This window comes from Denitratisoma sp. DHT3 (assembly GCF_007833355.1).
GTDB lineage: Bacteria > Pseudomonadota > Gammaproteobacteria > Burkholderiales > Rhodocyclaceae > Denitratisoma.
In genome coordinates, this window is sequence record NZ_CP020914.1 from 1925989 (window position 1) to 1951632 (window position 25644).

Sequence of the window (25644 nt, forward strand, 5' to 3'; positions counted from 1 at the left end):
GGCGCGGCGGACCAGCGCCATCGCATGAACTTCAACGCCTGTCTCGTCAAAGGGAAGGCCGGAATGCCGAATCACGGCCGCGGCTCCATGCCTTGCTGACGCGCCACGCTGAACACGAATTCGGTTCCCTGCCCGGCCTGGGAGCTGACCTCGATGCCGCCCCCATGGACACGGGCCACGCCCCGTGCGATCGCCAGGCCCAGTCCGGTGCCCTCGGCCCGGGTGGTGAAGAAGGGTTCGAACACGCGGGCCACCACCTCGGGCGCCATGCCCTTGCCGTTATCGCGAATGATGAAATCGATGCGATCGACGTGGCCCTGCGTCGTCAATTCCACCCGTCCGCCGGCGCATACCGCGTGGAGCGCATTTTCCAGAAGATTGGCCAGAGCCCCGGCCAACTCCTTGCGATTGCCGGTGAACTCCAGCCCCCCCGCCTCATCCGCGACCACGAACTCCACGCCCCTCTGCCGCGCCAACGGTTCGATGGTGTGCACCGTGTCCTGGACCAGTTCCGCCACCGTCATGGGCTCCCGCCCCAGGATCTCGCCCCGCGCGAACAGCAGCATGTCGCGGATCAGGCGCTCCAGGGCCCGCAAGCGGGCCACGGTCTTCTGGGCGATCGGAATCCGGGTCGCCTCGGGCAGATCCGGATTTTCCAGGTTGCCGGCGTAGAGCAGCGCCGCGGCCAGCGGCGTGCGCAATTGGTGGGCGAGCTGGGCGGCCATTTCCCCCATGGCGGCCAGCCGCTCATTGCGCTCGGCCTGGGTCTTGAGACGGTGGGCCTCGGTGATGTCGTGCAGCAGGACGATCCGTCCACCGGCGGAATCCAGGGCGCTGACGGTCATCGCCAAACGCCGCTCGCGCGCCGGCATGACCCAGTATTCGCCGGGCAGATCGCTTTCATGCAGCCGCTGCGCCTCGACCGCGGACCAGTTCAGCCCTTCGACATTGCCGGCCAACAGGCGTCCGGCCGCCGGGTTTGCCTGGACCGCGAGGCCATTCCCATCCACCACGATCACGCCGGCCGGAAGAGCGTCCTGCAGCAGCGCCATGCGCTCGGTGAGCTGCGCCACCTGGCCCTGCAGCTGCGAATAGGCGCCGGACAGCTCGCTGGACACCTGATTGAACAGGCGAAAGGCTTCCGCCAGGCGCTCGGCTTCGGCGCTGCGCAGTTCTCCCGATCCCGCCAAATCGGCCAAATTCTCTGGATGGCTCATGGCCGGCGATGATGGCAGATTCACCCTCCCGCCACAATCGAAAGCGCCCCCAAATAGGCGGCAATAATTGCCGTTAATTGCTGGAACTCCGCTTGCTTTGCGGCGACACAATCGGCATGGGCAAAAATGCCCGCACATCAGGACACCACCACAAGCAGCGAATGGCAAACGAAAGTCCCGCTTCGGCGGAATTCCCCCTCTCCCTGGCCGCCTTCAACCGGTTGCCGACGCGCCTCAAGATTGCCGCCATGGTGGGCGTGGCGATCGCCGTGACCCTGGTCGTCGGCGCCTGGCTCTGGGCTCGCCAGCCCGAATATGCCGTGCTGTTTTCCAACCTGAGCGAACAGGATGGCGGCCAGATCGTCACCACCCTGCAGCAGCAGAACGTGCCTTATCGGTTCTCCGAGGGCGGCGGCGCCATCCTGGTGCCTTCGAATCAGGTTCATGACATCCGGCTGCGCATGGCGGCGCAGGGGATTCCCAAGGGCGGGCTGGTCGGCTTCGAGGTCATGGAGAACCAGAAGCTGGGCGCCAGCGTGTTCCTGGAGCAGATCAATTACCAGCGCGCCCTGGAGGGCGAACTGGCACGCACCATTTCCACCATCTCCTCGGTCAAGGGCGCCCGGGTCCATCTGGCCATCCCCAAGCAGTCGGCCTTCCTGCGCGACGAGCAACGCCCCACCGCCTCGGTGCTGGTCAATCTGCATCCAGGGCGCAGCCTGGACGGCATTCAGATCGCGGGCATCGTGCACCTGGTGTCGGCCAGCGTGCCCGACCTCAACCCGTCCAGCGTCAGCGTGGTGGACCAGGATGGGAACCTGATTTCCCAGCAACCGGATTCCCTGCGCAATTCCGGCCTCGATCCCACCCAGCTGAAATACGTGCGGGAAGTGGAGGCGGGCTACATCAAGCGCATCGAGGCCATCCTGGCGCCCATCGTCGGCAGCGGCAACGTCCGCGCCCAGGTGACGGCCGACGTCGACTTTTCCCACACCGACCAGGTGGCGGAAACCTACAAACCCAACCCCACGCCCGAAACCGCCATCCGCAGCCAGCAAACCAACGAGTCCGGCACCGGCCAGCCGCCGGCGGTCGGCGTTCCCGGCGCCCTCAGCAATCAGCCGCCGGTTCCCGCCACCGCGCCGATCACCACGCCGGCGCCGCCGGGTGGCGCCGCGCCTGGCAGCCAGGGCCAGGCGAACGCCAACTTCTCCCGCAACGCCACGATCAATTACGAACTCGACAAGACGATTCGCCACGTCAAGGGCGTGCCGGGCGTTATCCGCCGCCTCTCCGTCGCCGTGGTGGTGAATCAAAGGAAGGAAGCCGGCAAACCGAAGGCGGTCGCCCTGAGCGACGCCGAAATGCGCCAGATCAACGACCTGGTGCGGGAAGCCATGGGCTTCGACAAGGAACGGGGCGATACGCTGAATGTCGCCAATGCGCCCTTCAGCGCCGAGGAGGCCAACGCACTGCCCCAGACGCCCCTTTGGAAAGATCCGGGATTCATCGCCACGCTGAAGGATCTGGCGCGCTATCTCGCCGCCGCCGTGATCGCCTACCTGGTATGGACTAGACTGCTGAAACCGCTGTTCAGGAAGCTTTCCGAAATTCCGCTGCCCAAAGCCTATGAGGAACTGCAAGAGGAACTGGCTTCCGAGGGCGGCGTCCATCATGGTCCGCCGCGGTCATTCGACGCCAAGATGGATCATGCGCGCAACATGGCGCGGGAGAATCCCAAGGCTATCGCAAACGTAATCAAGGAGTGGATCAGTGGCGGCGAGTCCCGATGAGGGGATTGAAAAAAGTGCGATCCTGCTGCTGTCCCTGGGCGAGGATGAGGCTGCATCCGTCCTGAAGAATCTGGCACCCAAGGAGGTGCAGAAAATCGGCCACGCCATGGCCGCGCTCAAGCAGGTGTCTCGGCACCGCATCGAGGCGGTGCTGGACGATCTGCATGCCGAAACCCTGGATGGCGCGCCGGTCGCCGTGGACGAGGCCGCCATCCGCGCGATGCTGACCAAGGCCCTGGGCGACGACAAGGCGGCCAACCTGATTGCCCGCATTCTCCAGGGGGGCGACACCGCCGGCATCGAGAGCCTGAAATGGATGGATGCACCGACGGTGGCCGACCTGATCCGCAACGAGCACCCGCAGATCATCGCGACCATCCTGGTCCATCTGGAGTTCGACCACGCCGGCGAGATCCTCAAGCTCTTCACCGAACGGCTGCGCAACGACGTGCTGCTGAGGATCGCCACCCTCGACGGCGTCCAGCCCGCCGCGTTGCGCGAGCTCAACGAGGCGCTGACGAAACTGATGGCCGGCGCGGCGTCCAATGTGAAAAAGGCCGCGATCGGCGGCGTCCGCCACGCCGCCGAGATCCTGAACTTCGTGGGGCAGCAGGCCGAAACCGCCATTGTCGATAATGTGCGCGAGTACGACCCGGACCTGGCCCAGAAAATCCTCGACGAGATGTTCGTCTTCGAAAACCTGCTCGACCTCGACGACCGGGGCGTGCAGCTGCTGCTGCGCGAAGTCCAGTCCGACTCGCTCATCATCGCCCTCAAGGGCGCATCGCCGGAATTGCGGGAAAAGATCTTCAAGAACATGTCCCAGCGGGCCGCCGAAATGCTGCGCGAGGATCTGGAGTCCAAGGGGCCGGTCCGCCTGTCCGAGGTCGAGGGCGAGCAGAAGGAAATCCTCAAGATCGCCCGTCGCCTGGCGGACGAAGGGCAGTTGGTCCTGAGCGGCGGCGGCGAAGATCAGTTCGTCTGACGCTGACCGGTCATGAATACCAAGAACTCGCAGACGGCCTGGGAACGCTGGGAGCTCGCCAGTTTCGACGAGAGCGGCAGCTCCGCGCCCCCGAAAGCGAAGCCCGTATCGCCACCGCCGCCCGCGACGCCGCAACCCAAGCTGCCGACCGCCGAGGAAATCGAACGCATCCACCAGGAGGCGTTCCAGGCTGGACACAAGGAGGGCATGGAAGCGGGCCGGGCCGAGGGCATGGCGATTGGCCGGCAGGCGGGCCAACAGGCGGGCGAGGCGGCCGGCCGCCAGGCGGCGGCGCAATTGCTGACGGTGGCGGCCAAACTCGACCAGGCCCTGGCGGGATTGGACGAAGCCGTCGGCGAAGAACTGGCGGGCCTCGCGCTGGAGATCGCGCGGGAAGTGTTGCGCCAGACGATCGCCATCACCCCGGAAACCATCGTGGCGGTGGTGCGCGAGGCGCTGGGCCATCTGCCGCATCAACACGCCAACATCTACCTGCATCCGGAGGATGCCTCCCTGGTGCGTACCTATGCGGGCGAACAGCTCAGCCATGCCGGACACCGCATCCACGAGGACCCGAAGCTGCAGCGTGGCGACGTCGTCCTGGAGGCCGCCGGCGCCCACGTGGATGGCACCCTGGCGACCCGCTGGCGGCGGGTGATCGAAACCCTGGGACACGATGTCCCCTGGGTGGAGAAGCAACCATGAACCCGAAGGTGCTGGGCGAGTACCTGGCCCAGTGCCGGGAGCACGTGGCCCAGAGCACGCCCTTCATCACCGCCGGTCGCCTGACCCGGATCAACGGACTGGTCATGGAAGCCGCCGGGCTCCGGCTGCCGCTGGGGTCGAGCTGCCACATCCAGGCGCCGGGCATGGGCAAGGTGGAGGCCGAAGTGGTCGGCTTCAATGGCGAACGGCTGTTCATGATGCCGACCGAGGACGTCTTCGGACTGGCGCCGGGGGCGCTGGTGACGGCCGAGGAGCCGCCCTGCGTCGCGCCCCGGATCGGGCATCCCCTGCCGCCCCAGCGCCGGATGCGCGATCGTGCCAAGCACCTTCCGGTCGGCGACAAGCTGCTGGGCCGGGTGGTGGATGCCGCGGGCCGTCCGCTCGATGCCCTGGGCCCGCTGGAGAACCGCGACTCGCGGTCGCTCGCCAGCCGGCCGCTGAACCCGCTGCAACGGGAGCCCATCCGCCACAGCATGGACGTCGGTATCCGCGCCATCAACGCCCTGCTCACCGTCGGCCGCGGGCAGCGCCTGGGCCTCTTCGCCGGCTCCGGCGTGGGCAAGAGCGTGCTGCTGGGAATGATGGCCCGCTACACCGAGGCCGAGGTGATCGTGGTTGGACTGATCGGCGAGCGGGGCCGCGAGGTCAAGGAATTCATCGAGCAGAACCTGGGCGCGGACGGCCTGGCCCGCTCCGTGGTGGTGGCGGCCCCCGCCGACGTCAGTCCCCTGCTGCGCCTGCAGGGCGCGGCCTACGCCACCACCATCGCCGAGCACTTCCGCGACCAGGGACGACAGGTGCTGCTGATCATGGATTCCCTCACCCGCTACGCCATGGCCCAGCGGGAGATCGCGCTGGCCATCGGCGAGCCGCCGGTCACCCGCGGCTACCCGCCGTCGGTCTTCGCGCGCCTGCCGGCCCTGGTGGAGCGGGCCGGCAACGGCCCCGAAGGGGGCGGCTCGGTGACCGCGTTCTACACCGTGCTGGCGGAAGGGGACGACCAGCAGGACCCCATCGCCGACTCGGCGCGCGCCATCCTCGACGGCCACATCGTGCTCAACCGCAGCCTGGCGGACGCGGGCCACTATCCGGCGATCGACATCGAGCAATCCATTTCCCGGGCCATGACCAACCTGATCGACGACAACCACCTGGGCCAGGTGCGGCAGTTCAAGCAGCTCTATTCCCGCTACCAGCGCGCGCGCGACCTCCTCGCGGTGGGCGCCTATGCCGCCGGCTCCGACCCGCTCCTGGACCGGGCCATCGCGCTCTACCCCCGGCTGGAGGCCTTCCTGCAGCAGGGGGTCGGCGAGCGCGCGGATTACCGCGCTAGCCTGTCGGCCTTGCAAGGATTATTCTCCTGATCAGGCTGGGCTGGCTGTCCAGCGGCCAAGAAAAACATCCCATGAGCACGCGCTTCCCCCTGCAAACCCTGTTGGATCTCTCCCAGATGCGGCTGGACGATGCCACGCGCCAGTTGGGAGAACTGATCGCCGGCGAACAGGAAGCCAACCAGCGCCTGGAAATACTGGCCCAATATCGCGCGGAATATCAGAGCCGCTTCATGGCGGCGGCGCAAAACGGGCTGGGGCGCGACCAGTGGCGCAATTATCAATCCTTCCTGGACCGACTCGACGCCGCCATCGACCAGGCCCGCCTGGGAGTCGACCTGTCCCGCCAGCGAACCGCCGCCGGACAGAAGGAATGGCTCCACAAGCGGGGACAGGTCAAGGCCTACGACACCCTGGCCGAGCGCCATGTGGATCGGCTGCGCCATGCCGAGCAGCGCCGAGACCAGAAAGCCCAGGATGAGCACGCGGCGCGGCGACCGGAAAACCCGGAATCCCCGCACGAGAACTGATCCTCCCGAGTCACATGGCACGCCGCTTGCATCAAGGGCGCTGATATCTTGCCTTTTCAGGGCCCCCGCCATGCCTGAATTACTCGCCACGCCCAGCGCCAACATCGTCGGCACGATCGCTCCCAATAGCGGCACAGCCGCGATGGCCGGCAATGACAACGCCGCGCCGGAGCTGCCCTTCGCCGCCCTGCTCCAGGCGCGCCTGGCTTCCGCCACGTCGGCCACCAGTCCGCAAGCCGATCTGAACACGCTGCAGGCCTTGCTGGCCGACAAAGCGGCGCCCGACACCACCGGACGGGAATCTCCGATCGATCCGGGCACGATGATTGCCGGTCTTCTGCTTTTACAGGGGAACGCCATATCGAATGGCGGAGCAAAACCCGGTACCGACGGGGCCACGGAAGCCCAAACAGAGCCCCGGACGACCTTGCTCGCCGACCCGTCGGCCGCCTCCACGGCGCTACCCGCGATGGTTCCGGTCCAAATCGGCCCCTCCCATGATGGCCAGTTGCAGGACCGCGGAGATCAAACGAATGCCTCCGCGCCGCGGGGCACGCTGACGATGGCAGAACATGGCCGATCCGCCGCGGCAACGGCAATTGTTGCCGACGCTCAGGCGGTCGAGGCGCAGACGGATGGAAATGCCGGCAAAACCGGCACCGAGGGAAGCGGCTCCGGTCAATTCCAGGAGTTGCTGGTCGCGGCGCAGCACGCCCAGGGCATGACCAAGGCGGCATCGTCACCATCGCCCGCCGCCCCGACGCGCATCGACAGCCCGGTGGGCACGACCGCCTGGAACGATGAACTGGGAGACAAACTGGTCTGGATGTCCAACCGAAACGAAAGCCGCGCCGAACTGGTGCTCAACCCGCCGCATATGGGGCGGATCGAAGTCTCCATCACGGTGAACGGCGATCAGGCCAATGCGGTCTTCGTCTCGGCCAACCCGGCCGTGCGGGACGCCCTGGAAGGGGCGCTGCCGCGCCTCCGGGAAGTCCTGGCCGACGCCGGCGTCAGGCTGGATCAGGCGCATGTCGGGTCGGACTCCCCCGGCCACCAACCCGATGGCCGCGAATCAGGCGATAATCCGCGCCACCAGCAGAGGCGGGAAGAGCGGGATTTCGTGCCCGGTCTGATCCCATCAGCATCCGCCGCGTCCGGCTGGCAAACGGGTGGAGTTGGCCTGGTGAACACCTTCGCCTAACGTCCAACGAGCACTTGTCGCAGAGGATCAACGATGGCTGAAGAAAAAAATACCGATGGCGCGGCGCCCGCCCCCAAGAGCAAGAAACTCCTGCTGTTCATCATCATCGGTGCCCTGGTCGTGGTGCTGGCTGGCGGCGTGGGCGCGTTTCTGGTGCTGAAGAAGAAACCGGCCGAGGACGGCGGGGAGGAAGAGGCGGCCGAAACCAGCCACAGCTCGAAAAAGGCGGACAATAACCTGCCGCCCACCTATGTGAAGCTGGAAACATTCACCACCAACCTGGCCAGCGATGATCCGGCAACCCACCAATCCGGCCAATACGTGCAGACGGTGGTCGAGCTGAAAGTGGCCGATCCGCTCGACGGCGAGAGCATCAAGCAGTACATGCCGGAAATACGCAATGGCATTTTGCGCCTGCTCTCCAGCAAGAAGGCTTCGCAGTTGGCCAGCCTCGAGGGCAAGGACGCGCTGGCGGAGGAAATACGCACCACCGTCAACGGCGTCATCGGTTCTTCCGCGAAAAAAACAGGCAAGGGTGGCGCTGCGCAAGGCCCGGTGAGCGCTGTCCTGTTCAGCAGTTTCATCATTCAATGAGCCAGGACTTCCTTTCCCAGGAAGAAGTCGACGCCCTGCTCAAGGGCGTCACCGGCGAGGTCGACGAGGCGCCGGCCGAGGAGGCGCAAGGCGGCATCAAGAACTATGACCTGGGCCGCCAGGAGCGCATCGTGCGCGGGCGCATGCCCACGCTGGAACTCATCAACGAACGCTTCGCCCGCAATCTGCGCATCGGCATGTTCAACTACATGCACCGCGGCATCGAGATTTCGGTCAACCCGATCCGGGTGCAGAAATACAGCGAATTCATCCGCAACCTGGTGGTGCCGACCAACCTCAATCTGATCCAGGCCAAGCCGTTGCGAGGAACCGGCCTGATGATCTTCGACCCGAACCTGGTGTTCCTGGTGGTGGACAACATGTTCGGCGGTGACGGCCGTTTTCACACGCGGGTGGAAGGCCGGGATTTCACCGCCACCGAGCAGCGCATCATCCAGGGGCTGCTGAACGTGGTGTTCAGCGAGTACGCCAAGGCCTGGCAACCGGTATTCCCGATCAAGTTCGAGTATGTGCGCTCGGAGATGAACACCCAGTTCGCCAATATCGCCACCCCGTCGGAAATCGTCGTCGCCACCACCTATACCCTGGAGTTCTCGGGGAACTCCGCCGAAATGCACATCTGCATGCCCTATTCGATGATCGAGCCGATCCGCGACGTGCTCTACAGCACCATGCACAGCGAGCAGGCCGGTTCGGACCAGCGGTGGACCGCCATGCTCACGCGCCAGGCGCGCCAGGTGGAGGTGAAACTGACGGTGAGTATCGGCAAGGCCCAGATCACACTGGGCGAGATACTCAAGCTCAAGGTCGGTGACGTGATTCCGATCGATATCCCCGAGCGGGTCCAGGCCCTGGTGGACGACGTTCCGGTACTGACCGGCCGCTACGGGGTACAGAACGGACAGTACGCGCTGAAGGTCGAGGAATTCCAGGCTCGATCGGAAGCAGAAATGCAATAATAGGAGTTTGATGATGAGCGAATCCGATCAGATCGAAGAGGAACAGGTGTCGGATGACGACTGGGCCGCCGCCATGGGTGAGCAGTCCGCCGTCGAGTCGCAGGCCGCCGCCGCGGTCCAGCCGGCGGCCTTCGAGCAGTTCTCCGGCGGGGATGACAAGGCCGCGGTGGCGCAGGGCTTCGACATGATTCTGGACATTCCCGTCCAGCTCACCGTGGAACTGGGGTGCACCAAGATCCCGATCCGCAACCTGCTGCAACTGGCGCACGGCTCCGTCGTCGAACTCGACGGCATGGCCGGGGAACCCCTCGACGTGCTGGTCAATGGCACCCTGATCGCCCAGGGGGAAGTCGTGGTCGTCAACGACAAGTTCGGCATTCGCCTGACCGACGTGATCACACCGGCGGAGCGGATGAAGAAACTGCATCGCTAACGAGAAATAAGCCTCGCCTTTTCACTGCTGATTGGACTGCCGGGCGAGCGCCGGCGGTCTATGCTTGCGCGGTCACCCCAAGGCTGTCGCCCATGCGCTCTCTTGCCGCCCTTCCTGTTCCGCTGCTTGCCGTCCTTCCCATGAACGCCCTGGCTCAGAGCGCCCCGGCCTCTCCCGAGCTGGGTAGCGGGTTGCTGCAAATGGCCCTCGGATTCGGACTGGTGCTGGTGCTGCTGATCGGGTCGCTCTGGCTGCTGAAACGGATATCCACGCCTCACGGCGTGGCGGGACAGCTGCTCAAGGTCGTCTCCGCCATCGGCGTCGGGCCGAGGGAACGGGTGGTGATCGTCGAAATCGAAGAAAAGTGGCTGGTCCTCGGCGTGGCGCCCGGCCGCGTCACCGTCCTGCACGAGCTTCCCCGGCGCGAACTGGCCAACGAACCGCATCTGCCGGAGTTCGCCGCCAAACTGAAATCCCTGCTCGATCGCGGCAATGCGCATTAAGAAACTGCTACCCCTGCTCCTGCTGCTGCCGGCCGTGGGACTTGCCCAGGCCCTGCCCGCCATCACCAGCACGCCGGCTCCGGGCGGCGGCACCCAATGGTCGCTGTCGATCCAGACGCTGCTGTTGATGACCGGCCTGACCTTCCTGCCGGCCATGCTGCTGATGATGACCAGCTTCACCCGCATCATCATCGTTTTTTCCCTGCTCCGTCACGCGCTGGGCACCCAGACCTCGCCGCCGAATCAGGTGCTGGTCGGCCTGGCGCTGTTCCTCACGTTTTTCATCATGGCGCCCGTCGCCGAAAAGATCTATACGGACGCCTACCAGCCGCTGGCCGAAAACAAGATCAGTTTTTCCGAGGCCCTGGACCGGGGCGCGGTTCCGCTGCGCGGCTTCATGCTGAAACAGGTGCGGGAAGCCGATCTGGCGATGTTCACCAAGATCGCCAAGCAGCCCAAGCCGGCCACCGCCGAGCAGGTGCCGATGCGGGTCCTGATCCCGGCCTTCGTCACCTCCGAGTTGAAGACCGCCTTCCAGATCGGCTTCATCATTTTCATTCCCTTTCTGATCATCGACATGGTCGTGGCTTCGGTCCTGATGTCGATGGGTATGATGATGATGTCGCCCGTCATCGTCTCCCTGCCCTTCAAGATCATGCTCTTCGTGCTGGTGGACGGCTGGAACCTGTTGATCGCCTCGCTGGTGCAGAGCTTCGGCTAGCCTCCCTCCATGCAGACCTCCCTGGAGCGCCCATGACACCCACCACCGTCGTAGCCATCGGCCGGCAGGCCATGGAGATCACCTTGCTGATCGCCGCCCCGCTGTTCATCGCCGCGCTGGCCACCGGCCTGCTGGTCAGCATTTTCCAGGCGGCCACCCAGATCAACGAATCGACCCTGTCCTTCGTCCCCAAACTGCTGGTGATCTTCCTCACCCTGCTGATCGCCGGCCCCTGGATGATCACCGTCCTCACCGACTACATGCGGCGCCTGTTCGAGTCCATCCCGGTGCTGATCGGCTGAGGTGGACGCTCGGATGTTTGGGGGCACTTCGTGGCGGCACCGATGCGTTGCGGCTAGCGCCGCGTGCCGCTTTTCCCCTTCGTGGGAAAGGCGCCCCGGCGGAAAAGCTCTGCCAGGTTCGCCCCTCTTCGGATTCTTCCTCTTCACCCCCTCCGGGTGGGAGGGGCGTGGCGGGAAAGCCCGATTTTTCGTGGCAGGAACGTCGTGATCCAGGTCACCAGCACCCAGTTGGATGCCTGGCTGACGCTGTTCATGTTCCCGCTGGCGCGCATCCTTGGCCTGGTCGCCACCGCGCCAGTCTTCCAGAACAGGGCGCTGAGCATGCGCATCCGGCTGATCCTGGGGTTGTCCATCGCCCTGGCGCTGGTCTCGGCGCTGCCGCCGATGCCGGCGGTTCCCGTCGGTTCCTGGATCGGTCTGGCCGTCCTCGCGCAGCAGACCCTGATCGGCATCGTCATGGGCTTTACCCTGCGGCTGATTTTCGCCGCCATCGACATGGCCGGCGAACTGATCGGCCTGCAAATGGGCCTGTCCTTCGCGATGTTCTACGATCCCATGAGCGCCGGCCAGACGCCGGTGGTGACCGAGTTCATCAGTCTGCTCGCGACATTGATCTTCCTGGCCATGAATGGCCATTTGCTGACGCTCTCGGCCCTGGCGGAAAGCTTCAACCTGTTTCCGGTATCCACCCAGTTTTTCGCCGTCAAGGGCCTGGGGGCGATGCTGACCTGGGCGGCCACCCTGTTCGCCGCCGGCGTGCTGCTGGCGCTGCCCTTGATCTCGGCACTGACGATCGCCAACCTGGCCCTGGGCGTGCTTTCCCGGGTCGCCCCGACGTTGAACCTGTTCGCGGTGGGCTTTCCGGTCACCATCATGGCCGGCTTCACGGTGCTGACGCTTTCCCTGCCCTATATGGGCGCCGCCCTGGAGCGGCTTTACGCCCAGAGCTTCTCCGCTCTCGGTCAGGTGATGCGAGCCGGCATGTAGCTAGGCTCGCCCCCCTTCGCCCCCCTCCGGGGGGTTCGATATGGCTCGCTGCGCTCGGGTGTTTGGGGGCGCTTCGTGGGGGTACCGATAGATTGCGGCTTCGCCGCGTGCCGCTTTTCCTTGCGGCGGCGCGGCGGAAAAGCTTTTTCGGTATTCCCTTGCTTCGCGATCCTCCGGGGAGGGCAATTTTGCAGGGGTACTATTTCTTCACCATCGCGACCACGCCTTCGGCGGTGCGTTGGGAGCCGATGGCGCTGGAGTCCAGGCCCTCGCGGTACTCCAGGATCTGGAACTCGGAAAAGCCGCCCGTCTGCATCAGTTCGCGGGCGCGGCGCTGGAACACGGCACGGGCTTCTCCCGCGCCGCCCGTGTAATAGCGCTTCATTTTCAGCGACAGGAGATAGCGGTCCTCGGGGAACTTGGCTTCCTGGATCTCCCAGTTGGGTGCCGCGGGATCGACCACCGAATAGGCGATCGCCGCCACCCCGGCCCAGTAGACGATCTGCTCGCCGGTCAAGGCCAGCTTGGAGCTGACATCGATCTGCTTGTCCATCACGCTCTTGCAGCCGACCAGAGCGGGCAGCAGCAGGATCGCCACAAGCAGATACGATCTTGCGAATCTCGAACTCGTGGCCTGTCGCCTCTCTCTCATGAGTCCGCTCATCACAGGTAATTGAACAAGGACATCCCGGAAATCTTCATGAAGGACTGCTGTGCGGCCTGCAGTTCGACCTGCATCCGCGTCAGATCGGTGATGGCCTTGGCGTAATCCAGATCCTGCAGATTGGACAGCGTACTTGCATATTGCAGATCGAGGCTTCCGGACACGTTCCCCAGGTCCTCGACTTCCGCCAGTTGCGTACCGATGCCGGCACGCACTCGTGAAATGTTGTCCTCGATCTTGGAAAGGTTGGTCAGGACAAAACCCAGCTTGTTCTGCAGACTTGCGTTGCCCGTCCCGCCGGCCGGCGCCGCCGGTCCCTCGATGGCCTTGATCAGATCCGCCAGCGTGTCGAACACGCTCTGCGTCGTGCTGTTCTTCAGGCTGAACGCATCGCCGCTGGCCGGCGTGCCCTGGATCGTCACCGAAACCCCGAAGTCCTTGTAGGGAGCGGCCAGATTGGAAAATGCCACCGGATCGCCGCTCTTGAACACGTGGGTGTAGGTGTTGCCGCTGCCGCCACTGGTCGATGCCGTGTCGGTGAACAGGGAGCGCTCGGTCCGGGTATCCACCAGATCGTAATAGACCGGCGCATTGGGGCTGAGGTCTGCCGGATCCTTCCAGAACCGCACCTCCAGCTGTTTGCTGTTGTAGGGGCTGTTCCATTTGGCCGCATCGAGCACCTCCCCGGCGCCGATGATGCCGCTGCCCATGTTCTCCGCCGCCACCATCTTCGGTGCGGTGACGAAGGTGCCGTTGCCTTGAGGGTCGGTGCCGGCCTTGATGGTGAAGGCGTCGCCGCTGGCGGGATTGCCGGTGACGGTCACCGAAGCGCCGAAATCGAAAGCTGGTGGCGCAGCGGAAGAAAAGGAAATCGGCGTACCACTGGTGTAGGCGTGGGTGTAGCTTCCAGTCGCACCGGTGGCGGACGGGGCGCCGGTAAATAGCGACTTGTTCGTGGTCGTATCGACCAGATCGTAATAGGTCGCCCCCGCCGCGCCGATGGAACCCGCGGCATCCACCCAGAAACGCACCTCCAGGTTCTGGCTGTTGCCGGCCGTACTCCATTTCACCGGATCGGTGACCACGCCTTGGTCGATGACCGCGTTGGCATGGGTGATCGTGGGCGGCGATGTCTTTAGGCCGCCGCTGACATTGTCGATGGAAAATTTATCGCCATCGGCGGGATTGCCGGTGACGGTCACCGAAGCGCCGAAGTCGTTGCTCGGCGGATTGTAGGCGGCCGCCAAGCCGGAGAACGCGATCGGCGCACCGCTGGTGTAGGCATGGGTGTAGCTTCCAGTCGCACCGGTAGCAGACGGGCTGCCCGTAAACAACGAGTCGCCGGTTCCGGCGTCGACCAGATCGTAATAGGTCGCCCCCGCCGCGCCGATGGAACCCGCGGCATCCACCCAGAAGCGCACCTCGATGCTGTTCGGCGCGGTGGCCCAGTCCGTCGGGCTGGTGATGGTGCCCGCATCGATGCCGACGCTGTGGATGTTCGATGGCCGCTCCGTCGGCAGACCGGTGACGAAAGTGCCGTTGCCGTTCGAAATGCGCATGAACACATCATTGCCCGACTGGCTGATCGGCAGATTCCTGGAGCCGGACACGCGCAAGGTCCGCAGTCCATCGTCGCCGATATAGTTCACGCCGCTGTCGACGCTGCCGGCAAAAGGCTTGTTGCTGCCCTGATAGCCGGAGAACACGTATTGACCGGTGCCATCGGTGCTGTTGGCCAGCGCCACCAGCTCATCGAAGCGGGAACGCAATTCCGTGGCGATGCTCTTGCGGTCGGCGGCGGAAAGCGTGGCGTTCCCTGCCTGAACGGTCAGTTCGCGAATCCGCACCAGCAGATCGGTGGTTGAGGACAACTGTCCGTCCATGAGGCCCAGGGCGCTTTTGGCATTGCCCTGGGCTGTGACGTACTGGGCGTTGATTTCCTTGGACTGGGTGACTTCCAGCGCACGCGCCGCCGCCACCGGGTCGTCGGAGGGTGTCAGGATGCGCCGGCCGCTGGACACCTGTTGCTGGGTGCGCAACAAGGAACTGGTGCGTTGCTGGATGCTGTTGACGCCGCTGTCGAAAATCATGCCGGTGCTGACGCGCATGACGAACTCCTTGTCGTTTATCTGCCTATATTCAGCAACTCATCAAAGAGCTTGCTGGAGATATTGATGATCTTTGCCGCCGCCTGGTAGGCCTGCTGGTAACGCAGCAGGTTGGCGGCCTCTTCGTCCAGGTTGACGCCGGACTGCGACTGGATCGCCGTCTCGCCCTGCTTCACCAGATTCTGCTGGGTCGTCAAGGTCACATCCACTTCCCGCGCCTTGTTGCCGATCTGGCTGACGATTTGGGAATAAGCGGACTGAAAGGTGGATGTGCCGTCCGCCATGGCATTGAGCGTCTGCAAGGCCGCCATCAACCCGGCATTGCGATTGTCGGAAACTCCCGACGGATTGGGACCCACGGTAAAGGTGTCGCCGTCGACGGCCGAACCGTTGATCGAGAAGCTCAGGCCGTTGAAGCTCAATTCCGCCCCCGAAATGTAGGGCACGTAATCCGTGGTCTGGCCGATCACATAGGACGTCGGGCGGCCGCCGGGCGGCGTCACCGTGACCACGCTGCCCACCGGGAAGCCGGTCAGCCGGTCCGGCAGCGGCGGCACGGCGGCGGCCTGGGCGGTGTTGAAGCGCAAGGTGATCGACGCCGTCGGCAGACTGTTGTTGCCCGTGACCGGAGCACTGGTCATGATGCCTGTGCCGCTGTTGCCGACACTGGAAAGTGTGACGGCCGATCCGGGGCCCACGGTGGCCGACGTAATCACCAACTGGTTATTGCTGTTCAGCGTTACCGAGGCGGGGCTGGGCAGAGGAGGGGAGCCAAATGCAGTATCCACAGCCGTTTGCACTGCCGCCCGCAGGGTCGCCGGGGTGTAGGTTCCCTGCGGAATGCTCACCGTCACCGCCGCTCCGCCATCCAGCGACAAGCGGAACTGATCATTGCTTCCCGTCGTGATGGTGGTGGAGCCGGCCAAAGACAGTCCGGCGGTGGCGAACCCTGCCGCCGCCGGCGGACCGGCAACAGCAGCGGTATTCGTCGGGATGCCGAAGAGCGTTGCAAATCCGGTGTTGCCGATGCTGGGCGGCGCGATGGGTGGCGCGGTGTTGGCAGCGAAAGTGAACACATCGCCATCCGCCGGCGTACCGCTGATCGTCGCCCCCACGCCATTGACGTTGATGATGGCGCCGGCGGTGTAGGGAATCCGGGCGTTCTCGCTGGTGACCTGATACGTGGTCGAGCCGACCTTGACCGTCGCGCCGACCGGAAAGCCGACCAGGCTGTCGCTCGATGCCTCGTAGCGAACCGAGAACGGCGCCTGCAGCAGCACCGACGCATCCGCCACCGTACCGCTGCTGATGGTCGCCGTACCGGCATTCGTCAGCGCTGCGGAAGTCCGGATCGGAGCCGCCAGGGCGATGTTCGTCGGATCGGAAATCGCCAGCGAGATGTCCCGCGCGGCATTGCGTGTGGGCCGGATCAGGAAACTGTCGTCGACGGCCATCTTTCCGCTCAATTGCAGGTCGAACCCCTGCGGCGCGGCATTGGTCATCAGATCGGCCAACGCGGAGGCCTGGTCGATCCCGGTACCGCGCCATATCTGGTTGTCCGAGATGCGTTCCAGGGTGAAACTGTTGGGACCGACCAGGGTCAGGCGGTAATCGCTGTCGGTCAGGGTCTGGATGTTGGACCCGGTCGAAGCCAGCGTCGCCGTCCCCGCGTTGCCGGCGTAGGCGGTCACCCGCTTGTCCGCCGCCGCGCCGGGCTGGATCAGGAAAGTATCGCCATTCTGGGGCGCGCCCGAAGCCAGACTGAAGCGAATCCCGTCCACGACCTGGGGCAGAGTGGAAAACGTGCCCAGGGTCTTGTCGTCCGCCAGCCGGGTGATGGTGTACCCGCCCTGCGTCTTGTCGTAACGCAGCATGTAATCGCTGTCGACGATGTTGGCGGAGAGCACGCCGGTTCCTGCGTTGGAGGGGGCGCCCAAAGTCGAGAGCTGGATCGGGTTGAAGAAATTTCCGCCCATACTCCCCGTCAGATCCTGACCCAGGACATGCTGGGTGTTGAACTGGGTCGCCAGCGAGAGAGCGATACGGCCGATGGCATTCTGGGCCGGGTCCAGCGTCTCGCGCCGAAAAGCCAGCAGGCCGCCGAGATTGCCGCCACTGACCAGGGATTCGGGAATCGCCTGGAGATTGCCGGCAGGATCCTTGAGCCCGATGCGCACGCTGGACAGATCCTCCTGTCCGGGCATTGCCGCCAATTGATAAGTCTGGGTGCCGACGACCAAAGGCTGGCCCGTCCCGAAGAAAATGCTGTAGCTGCCATCACTTTCCTGGTGAGTGGTGACGCGGATCTCCTGATTCAGGTCCGCGACCAACTGGTCGCGCTGGTCATACAGATCGTTGGCGGGCTGCCCTCCCCCCGCCTGGGCGACGAGGATGCGCTGATTGATGTCGGCGATCTGCAGGACATAGGAATTGATGGTCGTGACTTCGGTGCTGATCTGGGAATTTATCCCGTTGCGCATTTCCCCCAGCTGCTGGTCGAGGCCCTGGAAGCGCGCCACCAGGGCTTGCCCGGCGGAGAGTATGGCCTGCCGCGCGGGGACCGACGCAGGATTGGCGGCCGCTTCGTCGATCGCCTTGAAGAATCCTTGCAGCGCGGGGCTCAGGCCCGCACTGGGGTCGGCCAGCAGATTGTCGATCTGGCCGATCTGGTTCGAATAGGTTTGCAGCGCGGCGGCGTTGGTTTGCGCGGTCAGCAACTGGGTGGTCAAAAGGTTGTTGTAGACCCGCTGCACGGTCAGGACGCTGGTCCCCTGCCCGAGAAAACCCGAGCCGGTCAGCATCGGCGTATTGGTCGTCTGGAGAATCTGCTGACGGTTGAAACCAGCGGTCGATGCGTTGGAGATGTTGTGGCTGGTCGTCAGAATGCCCATCTGAGCCGCATTCAGACCTGACACGCTGATATTGAAGAGACTGTTGCCCATGACGGTTCCGTTTCCCGTTAACTACGGCAAAGCTTGCCGAAAGTTGATTCACGACAGGGCAACAGCAACACCCGTGCCAGCCGGTCGAAAATCGGGGGTTCAGGGTATCGGTAAGCGATGGATTGTTATTGAAAACGCTACAATCCAACAAGGCTCGGAGAGAGCCAAAACAAGAATCAGACAGGGACTGGGTCTTCATTTTCAGCCCTGAAAAATCCCTTTGAATTGTATCCATAGAAGATACAATCATTTCCGTATTTGTCAGCGGCCCGCCTCGAAAATGCGCGACTCAGCCGGTCAGCGCCTGGCGCAGGGTGGTGCCGGAAATGATGCGTTCGAGCTTGGCGGCGTACATGGGGTCGCTGGCATAGCCGGCCCGTTGCAGGCCGCTGGCGAAGGCCGCGCCATCCTGACTGCCCGGAACCGCCGCGTAGCGCGGATTCGAGGCCAGCATCCGGGCGTAGTCGGCGAAGGCCTCGCCATAGGACGCGTAGGCGCGGAACCGCTCCAGCTGGCGTTGCGGCGCGCCATCCACGTACTCGGTGGTGACCGCCTCCGCCACGGGGCCGTTCCAGGAACGGCCGGCCTTGATGCCGAACAGGTTGAAGCTGGGGCTGCCGTCGGCGCGACGCGGTTCGGACTTGCCCCAGCCGGTTTCCAGGGCCGCCTGGGCCACCAGGAAGTGGGGCGGAACACCCAGGCTGCGCGCGGCCTCCTGGGCATGGGGCCAGACTTGATCGACGAACTGGCCGGCGCTCGCCGTGCCGCCGCTCGGGGCCGCCGTTTTTTCATTCCACGCCTGGGGTTCCAGGGCGAGGGCGCGTTGCAGTTTCTCCAGCGGCAGCGCCGGCGAGCGCGGCGACAGGGGCAGCCCGCCCTCGCCCACCTGCGGCTCGGCCGTCGAGCGCGTCAGCTGTTTCTCGATCATCGCCGCCAGGCCGGTATTGCCCTTGCCGGCCAGCACCTGGGTCAGTTGCTGGTCCAGCAGGGATTCGTACATGCGCGTCTGCTCGCTGTCGAACATGCCCTCGCGCGGCGTGGCGTCGCGCATCGACTTGAGGACCATCTGCAGGAACAGCGCCTCGAACTGGCGCGCGGCCTCTTTCAGGGCCTTGGGATCGTTGCCCTTGACCTGCTGTTTGAGGGAGGAAAGGCGGCCGACATCGAAGATGTTCGGCTCGACGCTGGTGGAATTCATGGCGTCGCGAGCATCGCATCGTCCCGTTGACGGCAATCCGCGGAATAGAGCGGCAATATCTGCCTGTTACGACGAAATTGCGCAACACGGAGTCGGATCATGTATCGGGCGCAGCAAGCAAACTCGTCACTTCCCCCTCAAGGGGGAGGCGGGAGGGGGCAGGCCCTCTTGTCCTTCGCGCATTTCATGCTCCGAGGCGGAAAATCCGCTTCCATGCGCGCTCAGATGATTTCCAGCTCGGCCCGCAACGCGCCGGCGGCCTTCATCGCCTGGAGCACCGCGACCAGATCCTGAGGATTGGCGCCGATCGCATTCAGGGCCTTGACCACCTCGGCCAGGTTGGCGCCGGCCTTGACGTTCAACAGGGAGGCATTGTCCTGCTTGAGCTCGATCTGGGCGTTGGACACGCCGACCGTCTGTCCGCCGGACAGGGGCGGCGGCTGGCTCACGGTATTGGCGGCACTGACCGAAACCGTCAGATTGCCATGCGCGACCGCGCAGGTTTCCAGAGTCACGGTCTGGTTCATCACCACCGATCCGGAACGCGCATTGATGATCACCTTCGCCGGCAGGCGGGCCGGCTGCAACTCGATGCTCTCGATCGCCCCCAGGAAGGCGACCCGCGCATCCGGGCTGGTCGGCGCGCGCACCCGCACCTGCCGGGCATCCACCGCCGTCGCGGCGCCGGGCACCTGGCGGTTGATGGCTTCCACCATGCGCTGCGCGGTGCCGAAATCGGCGCCGTTGAGATCCAGGTAAACGAATTCGCCCTCGCCCATCGGGGTCGGGACTTCCCGCTCCACCGTGGCGCCGGCGGCGATGCGCCCGACCGACAAATGATTCACCGTGACCTTGGAGCCGGCGGCGGCCGCGCCGGCGCCGGCCACCACCACATTGCCCTGGGCCATCGCATAGATCTGGCCGTCGGCGCCCTTCAGGGGCGTCAGCACCAGCGTTCCGCCCTTGAGGCTCTTGGCGTTGCCCATCGAGGAGACCGTAATGTCGATCTGCTGCCCCGTCCGCGAAAAGGGCGGCAGATTGGCCGTCACCATCACCGCCGCCACGTTCTTCAATTGCAGGCTGGTGCCGGGCGGCATGGTGACGCCCATGTTGGACAGCATGTTCACGATGCTCTGCACGGTGAAGGGCGTCTGGGTGGTCTGGTCGCCGCTGCCGTCCAGGCCCACCACCACCCCATAGCCGATCAGCTGGTTGTTGCGCACGCCGGCCACCGAGGCCATGTCCTTGATGCGCTCGGCCCGCGCCGCGTCGGCCACCATCAGGCCGGCGAGGAGCCACATCAGGGCGATCAATATCTTGTGGGTCAGACTCATGCGGCAATCCTTTCCATCCTAAACTGGCCAAACTGGAACCCAACAGGAATGGCTTCGCTAAGGAGCGGAGCCGGTTGGCCGAGAAAAGACAAGAAGCCCCTCCCCCTCCCAGCCTCCCCCTCTCCGGGGGAGGTGACTGGTTGGCTCGCTGGGCTCGCAATTTCTCCGGAAGTCTTCACAAAATCAAATCGGCAGGAAGCTGAGGAAGAAACGGCTCAGCCAGCCCATGGCCTGCGCATCGTCGAGGAAACCGTTGGCCTTGTATTCGATGCGGGCATCGGCCACCTGGGTCGACTGCACCGTATTGGCGGTGGTGATGGTGGTCGGATTGACCACGCCGGAGAAACGGACGAACTCCTCGCCTTCCTTCAGCCCGATCTGCTTCTCGCCCGACACCAGCAGATTGCCGTTGGGCAGCACTTCGATCACGGTGACGGTGATGGTGGAGGTGAAGTCCGCGGTGGAGCTGTTCTCGCCCTTGCCGCCGAACTTGTTGCTGCTCGATGCCTGGGCATCCAGCCCGCCCAGCCCCTTGAAGGGCGTTCCCGTCAGTGAAGGCACCGAAGCGCTGAGGGACTGGGAGCGCTCCGCGGTGGTGCCCGATTTCTTCGACGCCTGCACCTTCTCCACGACGCTGATGGTGATGATGTCGCCGACGAAGCGGGCGCGCCGGTCCTCGAACAGGGGCCTGGCGGAGGCGACGTTGTAGATGGCGCCCGTCGGCTGCGCGGCCAGGGAACGCGGCTCGGGACGGGCCGTCATCGGCTGATGCACCGCCGTGGGCGGCACGGTGGTCACGCAGCCGGCGAGCATTGCGGCCAGTGCGAGCAACGGGATCATTCTGGACATGATGGCTCTCCGGCGCATTACAACTGGGTCAGCCGCGCCAGCATCTGGTCCGAGGTGCTGATGGCCTTGGAGTTCATCTCGTAGGCGCGCTGGGTCTGGATCATGTTCACCAGTTCCTCCGCCACATTGACGTTGGAGGTTTCCACATAACCCTGGTTGAGCACCCCGGCGCCGTTGTTGCCCGGCGTATTGGGGGTCGGCGTGCCCGAGGAGGCCGTCTCGACGAACAGGTTTTCCCCCACGCTCTGCAAGCCGCCGGCGTTGACGAAGGTGGCGAGCTGGATCGAGCCGATCTGGGTGGGCGCGGGATTTCCCGCCTGCAGGATGGAAACCACGCCGTCACGGCTGATGGTCACGGAAACGGCATCGGAGGGAATGGTGATCGCCGGCGACAGCGGATAACCGCTGGAGGTCACCACCTGGCCGGTGCTGTCCTTCTGGAAGGCGCCGTCGCGGGTGTAGGCCAGCGTGCCGTCGGGCATCTGGATCTGGAAGAAACCCTGGCCGTTGATGGCGATGTCCAGCGCATTTTCGGTCTTCTGCAGGCTGCCCTGGGTGAAGATGTGCTCGGTGGAAATCGGCCGCACGCCGACCCCCAGCATCAGCCCCGAAGGAATCATGGTCTGCTGCGTCGACTGGGCGCCGGGCTGGCGCAGGTTCTGGTACAGCAAGTCCTCGAAGACGGCCCGGGAACGCTTGAAACCGTTGGTGCCGACGTTGGCCAGATTGTTGGAAATGACGTCCAGCTGGGTCTGCTGGGCGTCCAGTCCGGTCTTGGCGATCCACAGGGAACGAATCATGGGTCAGTCCTATCGGCCCTAGCGGGCGGAAATCACTTGGGTGGCGGCGCGATCGTTCTGATCGGCCGTGGACAACATCTTCATCTGCATTTCGAACTGGCGGGCCAGGGAGATCATGCTCACCATCTGGTCCACCGGATTCACGTTGCTGTTCTCCAGGTAGCCATTGGCCACGCTGACCTGCTCATCGGGCGGCGCGGGCGCATTGTCGGCCAGGCGGAACAGGCCGTCGCCGCCCCGCACCAGGGTTTCTTCCGGCGGATTCACCAGCTTGATGCGGCCGATGGCATTGACGGTGTTCTGCGCGCCAGTCTCCGGCACCACGGAAACGGTGCCGTCCTTGCCCACGGCGATCCTCGAGTCCGGCGGAATGGAGATCGGGCCGCCGTCGCCCATCACCGGAATGCCGTTGCGGGTTTGCAGCACGCCATTGACGCTCAGTTCGAGATTGCCGTTGCGGGTGTAGGCCTCGCTGCCGTCGGGCATGGACAGCGCGATCCAGCCCTTGCCCTGCACCGCCAGGTCCAGATTGCGGCCGGTGTATTGCAAGGCGCCGGAGGAATAGTCGGTATGGGTGCTGGCATCCACCGCGAAGGCGCGGGTCGGCAGCGCGGCCGGCGTGTTCTGCGTCTGCACCTGCACCGCGCGCAGCCGATGCTCCTCCGCCCGATAGCCGGTGGAGGACACGTTCGCCAGATTATGGGCCACCGCCGCCTGGCGGTTCATGGTCTGACTGGCCCCGCTCATGGCGGTGTAAATGAGCCTATCCATGTCCCCCTACTCGCTCGTCTCGTTCATCAGCGCAGATTCACCAGGGTTTGCAATACGCTGTCCTGGGTCTTGATGGTCTGGGCATTGGCCTGGTAGACCCGCTGCTGGGTGATCATGTCCACCAGCTCCTTGGTGAGGTCGACGTTGGACTCTTCAATGGCGGCGGATTGAATCGCCCCCAGCCGGCCTTGCCCCGGCGTACCTGGAATGGGCTGCCCGGAGTCGGCGGTCTCCGCCCACTGGTTGCCCCCCAGCGAAAGCAGGCCGTTGGGATTATTGAAGCTCACCAATATCACCTGTCCCATTTTCTGGGATTTCCCGTTGGAATAATTTCCCTGGATGGTACCGTCGGCGGCCACCGACAGACCGGCAAGCTGGCCCGAGCTGTAGCCGTCCTGCAAAAGCTGATTGACGCCGAAACTGATGCCGTATTGGGTCGTGCCAGTCAGATCCAGCTCGAAACTGAGGGGAAGCGCGCCGTTGTTGAGCGTGTATTGCTGCATCAAGGGCATCGGGGTCTGGGCATCAAGAATGCCGCTGGCGTTGAATTTGAGCAAGGTCGGTCCGATCAGCCCACCCTTGTCGAGCGTCGTATACATCTGCCAGGTGTTGCCCTCCGACGTCTTGGCGAAATACAGGGTCAGGTTGTGCGGATTGCCCAGGGAGTCGTACACCGTCTGAGCCGTCGATGCGGTATAGCTCAGCGTCTTGTCCGGATCGAACTTGTCCTCGCCGTTGTGGGCACCGAACAGACCGGCGACGGCGTTGCCGCCGGTGACGAACACTGCGGAACCTGCTCCCGTGGTCGCCGAAGCGATATCCAACACCCCAGCCGTCAGGGTGGCCGTTCCCGCAGTTCCCAATTGCAAGTTGATCTGACCCACGAGGTCGTCAGCAGGCGGAGTACCGGTTCCCGTGGGAGGGTCGTTATAGATGCCTGGCGGCAAAGTCACCGTATGCGGCGCACCATCCACGACCACGCTGAAAGTGTCGTTCTGCCCCTTGGTGACCGTCAGCGGAAAAGTGATCGCCGCAATTCCGACGTATTGGCCTCCCGTCGCGGGAGGACCGTCGACTCCCACTGTCGGCCCGCCGACTTGCGTCGTCAGGCCGAGGTCGACTGTCGCACTGGAAGCGGAGATGCTGATGGACGAACCATTCCCCAAGCTGCCGACGGTGCCGCGGCTATTCGAAGTGAATTGCAACAGACCGCCGCTGGTCGCGGTCACCTCCACCGTGGCGCCGGACGTGCCGAGCGCCGTGTTGATCAGCGTGGTCAAGGTCGTGGCCATTTCGGTGGCGGTGTACGTGCCGTCGGGAATGGTCACCGAAACAGGTTTGCCGTCCACCCACAGATCCAGTTGGTTGTTGGGTGTCGCTGCGGCGATCGTCACGGAGCCCGTCCCGCCACCGAATGCCTGGCCGGCGGCCAGCATCCCCTGCGTCATCTGGGTCGGGGCCGTCGCCCGGGAATCCAGGTTCAACTGGAGCTGGCTTTTCTCGGTTACCTTCGGCGGGATGTTGGTGGTGGTCAGCCGCAGGTCAACGAAGTTGCCCGGCACGATCGTGTTGTTGTCAGCCGCATATCCGGTCAGCCGCTGGCCGCCGGCACCGACGATGTAGCCGTCCTTGTCGACGGAGAACTGCCCGCTGCGGGTGTAGGTGATGGTTCCACCGCCGGACATGCGGTACATGCCGGAACCGTTGATCGCCAGATCGAGGGTATTGTTGGTGGACGTGATGTTCCCTTGCGTGAATTGTTGGGCAATTCCCGCCACATTCGATCCGATACCGATCTGTGCGCCGCCGACACCGGACAATGACGATGCGAAGACATCGGCGAATCGCACGGCCGCCGCCTTGAAACCCACCGTATTCGCGTTGGAAACGTTGTTGCCGATCGCATCCAGCGCCTTGGCCGATACGTTGAGCCCGCTCAAACCTTGTTGAAAACCCATTGCTGTCTCCCGTTAGACCCAGATGGTCAGAGAATTTGTCGCACGTCCGACATCGTGAAGCTGCCCATCTGCCCCACATTCAGGGTCAGACCGGTCGCGGCACGCTCCACACTGGAAACCAGTCCCACGGCCAACGCCGTGACATCGACCTTGTTCGTCCCCTGGACGGCGGCCACGCTGAAGGTATAGGCGCCATCTGCGGCATCGGCACCGCTGTTGGCCTTGCCATCCCACTGGAACACGTGGGAACCGGCCTCCACCTCCCCAAGGTCCAGCGTCCTCACCACCAGGCCATTGGCATCCTTGATCGTGACCGTGACCCGATCCGCGGCCGTCGCCAGATCGACACCGGCGAAGGCGCTGCCAGAGGCAAGATTCATCCCGGTGCCGGGGACCAGAACGCCATGGCCGACCAGCGCCGCGGCCTGCATCGTCTGGCTGTCGGTCGAGTTGTTGATGAGTTTCTGCAAGGTGGCATTCAACCGCTCGATGCCATCCACGGTGCTGATCTGCGCCATCTGGGAGGTCATCTGGGCGTTGTCCATCGGATTCAGCGGATCCTGGTTCTTGAGCTGGGTGGTCAATAGCTTCAGGAAACGATTCTGGGCATCGCTGACGGTCGAGGTGCTGGCGGTCGACTTCTTGCCGTTCAGGGCGGCATAGATGTCGGCGTTGGAACTGTCGGTTACGGAAGATGTTGCCATTTCAATACTC

General features: G+C 64.3%; 24 protein-coding genes. 13 read left to right on the forward strand and 11 right to left on the reverse strand.

All coding sequences use genetic code 11. The annotated features are described in order from the left end of the window. Window positions 1-71: 71 nt before the first annotated feature. Window positions 72-1217: a sensor histidine kinase gene (locus tag B9N43_RS08870; protein ID WP_145841906.1), complete on the reverse strand. Its 1146-nt coding sequence runs from the start codon at window positions 1215-1217 to the stop codon at window positions 72-74. Between the two features lie 161 nt (window positions 1218-1378). Between B9N43_RS08870 and fliF the strand changes: the two genes are divergently transcribed. The 13 genes from fliF to fliR all read left to right on the forward strand — a co-directional run bounded on the left by fliF (window position 1379) and on the right by fliR (window position 12306). Beyond that, window positions 1379-3010: a flagellar basal-body MS-ring/collar protein FliF gene (fliF, locus tag B9N43_RS08875; RefSeq protein WP_145841907.1), complete on the forward strand. Its 1632-nt coding sequence runs from the start codon at window positions 1379-1381 to the stop codon at window positions 3008-3010. Continuing rightward, window positions 2991-3995 (forward strand): flagellar motor switch protein FliG, encoded by a 1005-nt coding sequence (gene fliG, locus B9N43_RS08880; protein ID WP_145841908.1) that lies wholly within the window; start codon window positions 2991-2993, stop codon window positions 3993-3995. The genes fliF and fliG overlap by 20 nt, the downstream gene beginning before the upstream one ends. Window positions 3996-4007: 12 nt before the next feature. Further along, window positions 4008-4700, forward strand: a complete 693-nt coding sequence (locus B9N43_RS08885; RefSeq protein ID WP_145841909.1) for a flagellar assembly protein FliH — start codon at window positions 4008-4010, stop codon at window positions 4698-4700. After that, complete coding sequence (gene fliI, locus B9N43_RS08890) at window positions 4697-6085, forward strand: flagellar protein export ATPase FliI (RefSeq protein WP_145841910.1); 1389 nt, start codon at window positions 4697-4699, stop codon at window positions 6083-6085. Before B9N43_RS08885 ends, fliI begins: the two co-directional genes overlap by 4 nt. A 41-nt stretch (window positions 6086-6126) precedes the next feature. Then, window positions 6127-6582, forward strand: a complete 456-nt coding sequence (fliJ, locus tag B9N43_RS08895) for a flagellar export protein FliJ (RefSeq protein WP_145841911.1) — start codon at window positions 6127-6129, stop codon at window positions 6580-6582. Window positions 6583-6724: 142 nt separating this feature from the next. Next, complete coding sequence (locus tag B9N43_RS08900; RefSeq protein ID WP_186453761.1) at window positions 6725-7786, forward strand: flagellar hook-length control protein FliK; 1062 nt, start codon at window positions 6725-6727, stop codon at window positions 7784-7786. Between the two features lie 33 nt (window positions 7787-7819). Next, window positions 7820-8380, forward strand: coding sequence for a flagellar basal body-associated FliL family protein (locus tag B9N43_RS08905; protein ID WP_145841913.1), 561 nt, complete (start codon window positions 7820-7822; stop codon window positions 8378-8380). After that, on the forward strand, window positions 8377-9360 hold the full coding sequence (gene fliM, locus B9N43_RS08910) for a flagellar motor switch protein FliM (protein WP_145841914.1): 984 nt from the start codon (window positions 8377-8379) through the stop codon (window positions 9358-9360). Before B9N43_RS08905 ends, fliM begins: the two co-directional genes overlap by 4 nt. 13 nt (window positions 9361-9373) lie before the next feature. Continuing rightward, window positions 9374-9793, forward strand: coding sequence for a flagellar motor switch protein FliN (gene fliN / locus B9N43_RS08915; RefSeq protein ID WP_145841915.1), 420 nt, complete (start codon window positions 9374-9376; stop codon window positions 9791-9793). Window positions 9794-9933: 140 nt separating this feature from the next. After that, complete coding sequence (gene fliO, locus B9N43_RS08920) at window positions 9934-10296, forward strand: flagellar biosynthetic protein FliO (RefSeq protein ID WP_186453762.1); 363 nt, start codon at window positions 9934-9936, stop codon at window positions 10294-10296. Continuing rightward, window positions 10286-11017: a flagellar type III secretion system pore protein FliP gene (fliP, locus tag B9N43_RS08925; RefSeq protein ID WP_145841917.1), complete on the forward strand. Its 732-nt coding sequence runs from the start codon at window positions 10286-10288 to the stop codon at window positions 11015-11017. The genes fliO and fliP overlap by 11 nt, the downstream gene beginning before the upstream one ends. A 32-nt stretch (window positions 11018-11049) precedes the next feature. After that, on the forward strand, window positions 11050-11319 hold the full coding sequence (gene fliQ / locus B9N43_RS08930; protein ID WP_145841918.1) for a flagellar biosynthesis protein FliQ: 270 nt from the start codon (window positions 11050-11052) through the stop codon (window positions 11317-11319). A 204-nt stretch (window positions 11320-11523) separates the two neighbouring features. Continuing rightward, the gene (gene fliR / locus B9N43_RS08935) at window positions 11524-12306 is read left to right on the forward strand and encodes a flagellar biosynthetic protein FliR (protein WP_145841919.1); all 783 of its coding nucleotides are present in this window, start codon (window positions 11524-11526) and stop codon (window positions 12304-12306) included. Window positions 12307-12505: 199 nt separating this feature from the next. Here fliR and B9N43_RS08940 read toward each other — a convergent pair whose 3' ends face one another. From B9N43_RS08940 to flgD, 10 genes are all read right to left on the reverse strand, one after another. Continuing rightward, window positions 12506-12904 (reverse strand): hypothetical protein, encoded by a 399-nt coding sequence (locus B9N43_RS08940; protein WP_145841920.1) that lies wholly within the window; start codon window positions 12902-12904, stop codon window positions 12506-12508. A 65-nt stretch (window positions 12905-12969) separates the two neighbouring features. Beyond that, window positions 12970-15078, reverse strand: a complete 2109-nt coding sequence (gene flgL, locus B9N43_RS08945) for a flagellar hook-associated protein FlgL (RefSeq protein WP_145841921.1) — start codon at window positions 15076-15078, stop codon at window positions 12970-12972. Window positions 15079-15095: 17 nt separating this feature from the next. Continuing rightward, window positions 15096-18020, reverse strand: a complete 2925-nt coding sequence (flgK, locus tag B9N43_RS08950; protein ID WP_145841922.1) for a flagellar hook-associated protein FlgK — start codon at window positions 18018-18020, stop codon at window positions 15096-15098. Window positions 18021-18309: 289 nt separating this feature from the next. Continuing rightward, a complete protein-coding gene (gene flgJ, locus B9N43_RS08955; RefSeq protein WP_145841923.1) occupies window positions 18310-19218 on the reverse strand; it encodes a flagellar assembly peptidoglycan hydrolase FlgJ in 909 nt (302 codons plus the stop codon). A gap of 221 nt (window positions 19219-19439) precedes the next feature. Then, complete coding sequence (locus tag B9N43_RS08960; protein WP_222428695.1) at window positions 19440-20552, reverse strand: flagellar basal body P-ring protein FlgI; 1113 nt, start codon at window positions 20550-20552, stop codon at window positions 19440-19442. Window positions 20553-20735: 183 nt separating this feature from the next. After that, window positions 20736-21401: a flagellar basal body L-ring protein FlgH gene (locus B9N43_RS08965; RefSeq protein WP_145841924.1), complete on the reverse strand. Its 666-nt coding sequence runs from the start codon at window positions 21399-21401 to the stop codon at window positions 20736-20738. A gap of 17 nt (window positions 21402-21418) precedes the next feature. Then, complete coding sequence (flgG, locus tag B9N43_RS08970) at window positions 21419-22201, reverse strand: flagellar basal-body rod protein FlgG (RefSeq protein ID WP_145841925.1); 783 nt, start codon at window positions 22199-22201, stop codon at window positions 21419-21421. A gap of 18 nt (window positions 22202-22219) precedes the next feature. Then, a complete protein-coding gene (flgF, locus tag B9N43_RS08975) occupies window positions 22220-22972 on the reverse strand; it encodes a flagellar basal-body rod protein FlgF (protein WP_145841926.1) in 753 nt (250 codons plus the stop codon). 26 nt (window positions 22973-22998) lie between these two features. Next, window positions 22999-24930: a flagellar hook protein FlgE gene (locus tag B9N43_RS08980; RefSeq protein WP_145841927.1), complete on the reverse strand. Its 1932-nt coding sequence runs from the start codon at window positions 24928-24930 to the stop codon at window positions 22999-23001. Between the two features lie 26 nt (window positions 24931-24956). Continuing rightward, complete coding sequence (gene flgD / locus B9N43_RS08985; RefSeq protein ID WP_145841928.1) at window positions 24957-25634, reverse strand: flagellar hook assembly protein FlgD; 678 nt, start codon at window positions 25632-25634, stop codon at window positions 24957-24959. Window positions 25635-25644 lie beyond the last annotated feature (10 nt).